Source organism: Duganella callida, from assembly GCF_004614165.1.
Lineage (GTDB): Bacteria > Pseudomonadota > Gammaproteobacteria > Burkholderiales > Burkholderiaceae_D > Rugamonas > Rugamonas callida.
The window spans coordinates 1-9,376 of the sequence record NZ_SPVG01000003.1; the positions used below are offsets into that span (position 1 = coordinate 1).

Consider the following 9,376-nt stretch of genomic DNA (forward strand, 5'->3'; position numbering starts at 1 on the left):
CTGTATGTTTTTAAAGATCCGTGTTGCTTGCTGAGAAGCGTTTTGTTCATCAGCAGAAACGAGATTATGAAGTGTTTCGTTTTTCTCGTCAACCCCTCGTTTTACTTCACATTTTGTATGCGTCGTTTCGCGAGGGACAGAATCATACCAAGGCATCGGCCGGTTTGGCAAGCGCCTTTTTCACACCGTCCGCCAGCAGTGCGATTGCCAGCGCGCCGGCGCCTATTCCCATCAGCAGCCGATGGCTGCCGCTGTGGGCGAACAAATACGAATACGCATAGCCGGCCAGCGCCTGGAATAGCGCAAACACGGTCGTCGCCTTGCTCCACACCACATTTTGCGCATGGGCGTCGCCGTCAAGAATGCCGTGCACGCGTCCCAGCGTGACCGGCACGATACCCGGCGGGAAGGAGCCGATCACCAGCGTCACCGCGACCAGCAGCAGGTGATCAGTGACATACATCATCCCGGCAATCGCCGCGATCTGCAGCCATATGACCAGATGGCTGGTCAGCGCCGGCCCCACGCGATCGGACAATGCACCATATGCCATCGGCCCGGCGATCGCACCGACGCCATACACCACCCAGAACAGCGCAGCCGTCTGTGTCCCCCAGCCCAGGCCGCGCGCGACGTAATCGACCAGGAACACCATCATCGGCACCAGCCCCACCGCCATCAGCGCATATTGCGTGTACAGCAGATTCAGCTCGAAACGCACTGCGGATTGCCTCGCCGCGTCCGGCTCGCCCACCGGCACGTGCGTGTGCGCCGCATGCGGCCAGCACGGCCAACTGGCAAAACTCAGCAGTAACGACAAGATCCCAAGTCCCAACCAGGTCGCGCGCATGCCCATGTCCAGCAGCAGCGGCACCACCGTGCCCGATGCGGCAATGCCCAGCCCGATGCCGAGAAAAATTGCGCCGCTGGCCATGCCCTTGCGCTGCGCCGGCACATGCGGCAGCACCGTCGAAGCCGCCAGCACCATGATGATGCCGCCAGCGATGCCCGACACCAGCCGCCAGCCGAAGAACCAGCCCACCGACAACGGGAAAGCGCAGGCGAAGAACGCCGCCGAGGCCGCCATCATCATGGCGCGCAAGGCAGGCCGCGCGCCGAAGCGCCGCGCCAGCGGGCGGCCCAGCAAGGCGCCGACCAGATAACCGACCAGATTGGCGGCGCCCAAATAAATCACGTCGCCGGCGGCAAACCAGTGCGCATCGATCATCGGCGGTATCAGCGGCGTGTAGGCAAAGCGTGCCAGCCCGATGCCCACCAGGCTCGCGCACAGCCCGGCAAAAATGGCGCGCGCCGTCGCCGCGGCGCCCCGATCTTCAAGCGTATCCATACATTCCTCATACAGTCGTCATTTTTGACAGCATAGTCAAACTTGACGCCAGTGTCAAACATGGCGATAATCGGCCCATGGTAGGCATAAAAAAATTCAATGAAGAAGAGGTGCTGGACCGCGCCATGCACGTGTTCTGGCGCCGTGGCTATGGCGCGACCTCGATGCCGGACCTGGCGCAGGCCACCGGCGTGCTGCGCGGCTCCCTGTACCACGCCTACGGCGACAAGCAGCGCATCTTCCTGCTGGCGTTCGCCCGCTATCAGCAACGCTATCTGGACAAGGTGCGCGCCTGCCTGCAGCCGGACGACCCAATTGCCGCCCTGCGCGCCTATTTCGCCTATGTCATCGAATCGATGTCGAAACCAGCGCCACAGATCGACGATGCTCCGTCCTCGGACACCTGGGGCTGCCTAACCACCAAGATCGCCACCGACGAAACGGCCATGGACGAGCCGGTACGCGGCGCGCTGCGCGGCATGCTGGACGGGCTCGGGCAATTACTGGAACAGCGCCTGGCGGCGCCCGCCACCGCCGCCAGGCTGCGCCTGCCGCCGCGCGACGCGGCCCGGCTGCTGGTGACATTTACGCGGGGGAATGTGGTGATGGAACGCATCTACCACGACCCGCAACAGTTGCAGGCCACGGCAGACGATATGGTGCGGATGCTGTTCGACTGATCAGGCGGCGTTGATCAACATGTCGACGCGCTTGTGCACGTCCTCGCCGAACGCCAGGAATTCGCGCATTTCCTCCGGTTGGTTCACATCCAGCGCATACCACTCGGCCGAGCCGCCGGCCTTGCGGATTTCCGTCACCAGCGCATGCAGCTTGCTGGAACGGCGTGCGCCCAGCACCACATGATGGCCTTCGCTGGCGAGCCGCCGGGCGGTGTCCGGACCGCAGCCGCGGCTGGCGCCGGCGATCAGAATAACCTTGCGTGGAGTAGGTTCAGCAGTAGTCATGATGCGGTCCTTTCAATGCCAGTTACACCAGCCTGCATCTTACGGACGAACGCCGATGCTGCAAATGCACATGGCTATCTAGTTCTTGCCCAATCCTATAGATTGCACACGGAACCATGGCGGCATGGACGGGAATGATGGATCATTCCTATCCATCACCGCAACAAAGGAGCAAGCGTGGAACGCATGATCGCCCTGCATTACCAGCTGGCGCGCAACGAAGGCTATACCGAGACGCTGCTGGACGACGTCCGCCTGACCCGCGCCAACCACAGCTCGACCAAGTCGCCGGCCATGTCGGACCCCAGCATCTCGATCGTGCTGCAGGGCCGCAAGCGCGCCTACTTCGGCAACGAGGTACTGCAGTTCGACGCCGACCACTACCTGGTGGTGGCCGTGCCCATGCCGTTCACCGCCGCCACCGAAGCCAGCGAAGAGGAGCCGCTGCTGGGCCTGAACATCCGCGTCGACCGCAGCACCCTGGCCGACCTGATGTTTGCCATCGACCAGAGCGACAACGAACTGCCCGCCCTGCCCAAGGGCATGATGACCACCCGCATGGATGCGCGCATGCGCGACACCGTGCTGCGCCTGCTGGAAGCGCTGAGCTCACCGCTGGATGCGCGCGTGCTCGGGCCCGGCATCGTGCGCGAGATCTGCTACCGCGCGCTGATGGGCGAACAGGGCGCGGCCATGCGCGCGGCGCTGACCAGCCAGGGCCAGTTCGGCCGCATCGCCAAGGCCCTGCGCCGCATCCACGCCGACTATGCGGCCGAGATCGACGTCAGCATGCTGGCGGCGGAAGCCAGCATGAGCGTGCCGGCCTTCCACGTGCATTTCAAATCGGTGACGCATTGCTCGCCCATCCAGTACCTGAAATCGGCGCGGCTGCACCAGGCACGCCTGCTGATGGCGCGCAACGACATGACGGCGCAGGCCGCCTCGGCCCAGGTCGGCTACGAAAGCCCGTCGCAGTTCAGCCGCGAATTCAAGCGCTACTTCGGCCGCAGCCCGACCGAGGAAGCCAGCGCCATGCGCGGCTACCTGACGATCAAGCCGGCGGAATCGTCAATATTGCTTTAAAAATAATTCGCAGTTAGTATCGGGATCAGACGGAATTAGCAAAAGATAAATGCCGTCCTTTTCCAGGAGATCCCATGCGACACACACGCAACGCACTTGCGCTCAGCCTGCTGGCCGCCATGCCGGCATTCGCCCAATCTTTCCAGCCCGGGCTGTACCTGTCGGCCGACGTCGGTCGCGCCCAGGTGTCATCCGACTATGTGGACAGTACCGGCGACTATACCTTGGGCGGCACCGTTGGTTACCAGTACACGCCCGTATTCGGGTTTGAAATTTATGCGCGCGGACTAAGCCTGAATCCGCTGCGCGGTGTCCTCGTTCCCGCCGGCTATTTTCCCGACACCCACTATGGCATCGCCGCCGTCGCGACTGCGCGCCTCGACGAAAACTTCCGCTTCTTCGGCCGCCTGGGCGTGGGCCGCACGCAGATGAAGGGCAACCGCAGTTCGCTCAGCGACCGCGACGATACCGATCCCCTGATCGGGGTCGGCATCGGCTATGCTTTCAACCGCAACTGGTCGCTCAACCTTGAGGGCTCCTACCTCACCAACAGCAATGTCACGCTGGGTACCGTTGGAGTACGCTACCAGTTTTAATCGGCAAGGGCATACCGGATTTCTTCCGCCGGCTCGTCTTAGCCGGTATGTCCAACAATTTCCTGCCACATGCCCACTGAGCTAGACGACTGGTTTGTGCGCGAAGTGCTGCCGCTGGAGGCCGCCCTCGCCCGTTTCCTGCGCCGCCACCGGCAGCCGGCCGACGACGTTGCCGACCTGCTGCAGGAAGTGTATGTGCGCATCTACGAATCCGCCGCCCGGCGCCGTCCGGAACTGGTGCAGGCGTTCGTCTTCACCACCGCGCGCAATCTGCTGATCGACCAGGCGCGGCGCGCGCAGATCGTCTCCATCGAAGCCTATGCCGACCTCGAAACGCTGGACATCAGCAGCGACGACCTGACGCCCGAACGTCACGCCAGCGGCCACCAGGAATTGCGCCTGCTGCAGAACGCGCTGGAACAGTTGCCGCTGCGCTGCGGCGAGGTGGTCAGGCTGAGGAAAATCGACGGCATGTCGCAGCGCGAGGTTGCGCAGCACATGGGTATCGCCGAGGACACGGTGGAAAAGCAGATCGCAAAAGGCATGCGCGCACTGGCGGACGCGCTGCTGCTGAAGGGAGTCGTAGTCAATATGTCGAAACTCGCGGCCAAAATCCGCAACAAGCAGGAACAGAAAGGCGGTGACGCATGATGCGCGCCGCCGATATCGAAGCCCGGGCCGCCGAATGGCTGGCGCGCCGCGACAGCGGCGACTGGAGCGAACAGCAGCAGCATGAACTGGAAGCATGGCTTGACGCCGCCACCGCGCACCGCATCGCCTGGCTGCGCCTGGAAAGCGTGTGGCGCCGCGCCGACCGCCTGGGCAGCCTGCATAATCCGGAGCGCAGCGCGGTACCCGCCGCGTCCATCTTCAGCGGCGGCTACTGGCGGATCGCCGCCGGCGTGGCGCTGCTGGCCGGCGCGGTCTGGATCACCGCCACCGGCCTGCGCGAACAGCCGGCGCACTACGACACGGCGCTGGGCCAGAGCACCTCGCTGGCTCTCGATGACGGCACGCGCGTCACGCTCAACACCAACACCAGTCTGCGCGCCAGGCTGGCGGCGCAGCGCCGCACCGTGTGGCTGGACAGGGGTGAAGCCTATTTCGAAGTCACGCACGATGCGCACCGTCCCTTCGTGGTAGAAGCGGGCACACGCCGCGTCACGGTGCTGGGCACGCGCTTCTCGGTGCGGCGCGACGATGACGGCCAGGTGCGGGTGACCGTGGCGGAAGGTCGCGTGCAGGTCAGCCCCACCGCAGGCGCGGCTGCCCCCACCATCATCACCCGCAACGACAGCCTGCTGGCGTCGGGAGATGCGGTGCTGGTCAACCACAATACCGAGCAGCAGGTGGCCAGCAAGTTGAGCTGGCGTCAGGGCCGGCTGGTGCTGGACCAAATGACGCTGGGCCAGGCGGCGCAGGAATTCAACCGCTATAACCGACGGCAGCTGATCGTCACCGATCCGGTCGCGGCGCAGATGCGCATCGGCGGCAGCTTCAACGTCGACAATATCGACGGCTTCGCGCGCCTGCTGCAGCAAGGTTTGGGCTTGAAAACCGACAGCACAGGCGACACCATCAAAATACATCGATGACGCATGGCGGATCGCGCCGCGCCGCTCGTCTCAGTCAGTGGGCAATATCCCATCACTTCTAAAGGAATGAACATGGTTCGTCATCCACTGGCTGCCGCTGTCGGCTTGCTGGCACTGTGCGCGGCGCAAGCGCAAACCCGCGACATCCACATCGCCGCCGGCGATCTCAAATCCGCGCTGGACGCATGGAGCGCGCAGTCCGGCGCACAGGTGCTGTACAGCGTCACCGACATCGAAGGCGTCATGACCAAAGGCGCCAGCGGTCCGCTGTCGGCCGACGAAGCGCTGCGGCAGCTGCTGGCCAGCAGCGGTCTGCAGATGAAGCGCGACGGCTCGAACGCTGTGGTGATCTTTCGCGCCCCCAGCAGCGCCAACGCGGACAATGCCGCCTCCGACGACGCTCTCGCCACCATCACCGTCACCGCGCAAAAGCGCAGCCAGGCCGCCCAGAGCGTCCCGATTTCCATGACCACGCTGTCGGCACGCACACTGGAAGCCAACCGCGTGCAAAGCCTGCAGGATGTGAGCCGGCTGACGCCAGGTCTGCTGGTGTCGTCCTTCAGCGCCGGCAATCCGACCATCGCCATCCGCGGCATCAACAATACCTTTTCGCAGATCGGTGTCAGCAAGCCGGTGGCGGTGGTGGTGGATGACGTCTTCATTCCGCGTAACAGCGCCGCCAGTTTCGAGCTGTTTGATCTCGACAGCATCAATGTGCTGAAAGGGCCGCAGGGCACCCTGTTCGGCCGCAACGTCACCGGCGGCGCGATCGTCATCACCACGCGCCAGCCATCGCTGGAGGAGCGCGCGCTCGAAGGACAGCTCAGCTTCGGCAGATTCGGCGAACGGCAGTTCAATGGCCTGGTCAGCGCGCCGTTGAGCGAGACGGCTGCCATCAAGTTTTCCACTGCCCTGCGCGAGCGCAATGGCTATGGCTACGACCGGCTCACCGGGCAGCAAGAGGATGATCTCAACAGCCGCAACTACCGCACGCAGTTGCTGCTCAAGCCGGACAGCAGTGTGGAAGCCACGCTCAGCGCCGACTACAGCCAGGACTGGAACGGCGGCCGCACGCTGTCCTCGGATACGCTGGGCGACGACGGCAATCCGCGCACGTCGGAACTCGGCGTCAGACAGGGCTTCAGCCGCACCATCTCCGGCGTCTCGGCGCGCATCAACTGGAAGCTGGACAGCGGCGACCTCACCGCCATCAGCGCCTACCGCAAATCGCGCTCCAGTGAGGATTACTCGGGCGTCGGCGCGCACTACAGTTTTCTGACCAGCGGCAGCCAAAGCATCACCAGCGACGCCGACGACATCGGTACGTTTTCGCAGGAGCTGCGCTACGCCAGCCCGAAATGGGCATTCGGCGATTTCGTCACCGGCCTGTACTACCTGAATGAACACGGCAGCCGCCTGCTCGGCACGCGCGGCCTGGCGGCAAGGACCGGCGTACTCGCCAGCGCCACGCTGGCCGACCAGAACGTCGATACCCGCAGCTATGCATGGTTTGCCGATGGTGTGATCCATCTGCCTGCGGCGGTGGATCTGACCACCGGCGTACGCTACACGCGCGATGAAAAAACCGCGGGCCTGACGCGCACCGATGTGTTGCGCCCATCCGCCACCTTCAGCAGCTACGCCAACAAGGCCAGCTGGAGCGAGCTGACACCGCGTGCGGTACTGAGCTGGCAGGCGCGCAGCAATCTGATGACGTATGCGAGCGCCACGCGCGGCTTCACGGCCGGCGGTTTCAATGGCGATGCATCGACGGCTGCCATCTTCAGCAGACCTTTCGATCCGGAGAAGGTCAGCAGTTACGAGGCCGGCGTCAAATCGCAGTGGCTGAACAACCGCCTGCGCCTGAATCTTGCGGTGTACAAGATGACGTACACGGACAAGCAGGAACTGGTGAACAACGCGCTCACCAGCGTGCTCACCATCGTCAATGCCGGCAAGGCGACCGTCAAAGGCGGTGAACTGGAACTGGCATACAAGCCGGCGAACTGGCTCGACCTGTCGGCCGGCTACAGCCGCCTGAATGGCGTGTACGACAGCTTCGTGGTCGGCACGGTCAACAACACCGGCAATCCGCTGTCGTCGGCGCCACGCAAGCAGTTTTCGACCGCGGCGAATATCAACGTGCCCATCGGGAGCGCAGGCTATCTGACGGGCGCCGCCAACTATGCCTGGCGCGATATCTACAACACCGGCGCCGCCAATGATCCGAATCTGCAGATCCCCGGCTACGGCCTGGCAAATATGAGCGTCGGCTACGAGTCGCCAGATCGCGGCTGGAAGGTGACGGCATGGGTGAAGAACGCCAACGACACACGCTACATCCTGACCCGCTCGACGCAGGTGGTGCGCGCCGAATATGACGGCGAGCCGCGCACCTTCGGCCTGACGCTGGGCGCGAAATTCTGAGGAGCCGACATGAATCATTCCCTTGACCGCCGCCGCTTCGTTCTCGGCATGCTGGCGACGCCACTGGCGATGCATACCGCCGGTGCGGCCCCAAGCCCGGCGCCAGCGCCGGATGTCGCGCCGCCAGCCACGCTGCCGCCGTGGTCGCCCGGTTATCTCGATATCCACCACATCGCCACCGGCCGCGGCAACGCCACCTTCATCCTCATGCCCGACGGGACCAGCATGCTGATCGATGCCGGCGCCACCGACGACACGCTCAATGTCTCGGCAGCGCCGAAACCGGACGGCACGCGGCGGCCGGGCGTGTGGATAGGCCGCTACATACAGCGCCATCTGCGTGCCACGGGCCGCGAGCAGCTGGACTATCTGCTGGTGACCCACATCCACCCCGACCATCTGGGCGATGTCAGCGATGCCTCGCCACTGTCGGCGCAAGGTCCGTACCGCCTGACCGGCATCACGGATGTGGCGGAGATGCTGCCGGTCGGGCTGCTGATCGACCGCGCCTATCCATCCTATGATTTTCCTGCCGCGCCCAAAGGCCGCTTCGCGGAAAACTATCTGGCATTCGTGAAATCGCGCGTGCAGCGCGGGCTTGCGGTGGAGCGCATACGTGTCGGCGGCACGTCGCAACTGGCGATGCGCGGCGGCACGGCGCCGTTCAGCATTCGCACCATTGCGGCCAACGGCGAAGTCTGGACCGGCAAAGGCGGGCAGACAAAGAACATGTTCCCGTCGTTGAACACACTGGCCGCGGCCGACTACCCAAACGAAAATGTCTGCTCGATCGCGCTGAAATTCAGCCTGGGGAAATTCTCTTATTTCACCGCCGGCGATCTGACCAGCTACACCTACGATGGCGACCTGCCATGGCGCGACGTGCTGGGTGCGGCGGCGCGCGTGGCGGGACCGGCCAGCGTGGCGACGGCCGATCATCATGGAATGTTCGATGGACTAAGTGCGGATGTGGTGCGCGCGTTGCGTCCGCAAGCGTGGGTGATACCGACCTGGCATATCGCGCATCCGGACATGCTACAGTTGGAGCGCATGCTGAGCGAGCGTCTGTATCCGGGACCGAGAGAAATCTACGCCACCTCGCTGATGACGGCCAACCACCTGGCCAATCAGCGCCTGACCAGCAAGATGCGCAGCCGCGATGGCCACATCGTGGTGCGCGTGGCGCCGGATGGTGAGGCGTTCACGATCTACGTTACCGACAACGGCGACGAGAACGACACGATCAGATCCATCAGCAAACACGACGCATAATGCAAAAAGGCCCGCTCAATGGCGGGCCTTTTCACGGATAACTAGCTTGACGATAACCTACTTTCACACTGGTTGCAGCACTATCATCGG

Annotated in this window: 9 protein-coding genes; 7 read left to right on the forward strand and 2 right to left on the reverse strand. The window is 63.8% G+C overall.

Annotated features, from left to right (window positions below):
- Nucleotides 1-142: 142 nt before the first annotated feature.
- On the reverse strand, nt 143-1,348 hold the full coding sequence (locus tag E4L98_RS00130) for a YbfB/YjiJ family MFS transporter (protein ID WP_135199535.1): 1,206 nt from the start codon (nt 1,346-1,348) through the stop codon (nt 143-145).
- 77 nt (nt 1,349-1,425) lie between these two features.
- Between E4L98_RS00130 and E4L98_RS00135 the strand changes: the two genes are divergently transcribed.
- On the forward strand, nt 1,426-2,028 hold the full coding sequence (locus tag E4L98_RS00135; protein ID WP_135199536.1) for a TetR/AcrR family transcriptional regulator: 603 nt from the start codon (nt 1,426-1,428) through the stop codon (nt 2,026-2,028).
- Here the strand turns inward: E4L98_RS00135 and E4L98_RS00140 are convergent, their stop codons facing one another.
- On the reverse strand, nt 2,029-2,313 hold the full coding sequence (locus tag E4L98_RS00140) for an SDR family NAD(P)-dependent oxidoreductase (protein WP_135199537.1): 285 nt from the start codon (nt 2,311-2,313) through the stop codon (nt 2,029-2,031). It lies immediately after the preceding gene.
- A 186-nt stretch (nt 2,314-2,499) separates the two neighbouring features.
- On the opposite strand from E4L98_RS00140, the gene E4L98_RS00145 reads away from it, so the two are divergent.
- The 6 genes from E4L98_RS00145 (at nt 2,500) to E4L98_RS00170 (ending at nt 9,286) form a co-directional block, all read left to right on the forward strand.
- Nucleotides 2,500-3,396: an AraC family transcriptional regulator gene (locus E4L98_RS00145; RefSeq protein ID WP_135199543.1), complete on the forward strand. Its 897-nt coding sequence runs from the start codon at nt 2,500-2,502 to the stop codon at nt 3,394-3,396.
- Between the two features lie 74 nt (nt 3,397-3,470).
- Nucleotides 3,471-3,992, forward strand: coding sequence for a porin family protein (locus E4L98_RS00150; RefSeq protein ID WP_135199538.1), 522 nt, complete (start codon nt 3,471-3,473; stop codon nt 3,990-3,992).
- A 69-nt stretch (nt 3,993-4,061) separates the two neighbouring features.
- Complete coding sequence (locus tag E4L98_RS00155; RefSeq protein ID WP_135199539.1) at nt 4,062-4,643, forward strand: RNA polymerase sigma factor; 582 nt, start codon at nt 4,062-4,064, stop codon at nt 4,641-4,643.
- Complete coding sequence (locus E4L98_RS00160; protein ID WP_135199540.1) at nt 4,640-5,587, forward strand: FecR family protein; 948 nt, start codon at nt 4,640-4,642, stop codon at nt 5,585-5,587. Before E4L98_RS00155 ends, E4L98_RS00160 begins: the two co-directional genes overlap by 4 nt.
- 72 nt (nt 5,588-5,659) lie before the next feature.
- A complete protein-coding gene (locus E4L98_RS00165; RefSeq protein WP_135199541.1) occupies nt 5,660-8,014 on the forward strand; it encodes a TonB-dependent receptor in 2,355 nt (784 codons plus the stop codon).
- A 9-nt stretch (nt 8,015-8,023) separates the two neighbouring features.
- Complete coding sequence (locus E4L98_RS00170; RefSeq protein ID WP_135199542.1) at nt 8,024-9,286, forward strand: ComEC/Rec2 family competence protein; 1,263 nt, start codon at nt 8,024-8,026, stop codon at nt 9,284-9,286.
- The last annotated feature ends 90 nt before the right edge of the window (nt 9,287-9,376 follow it).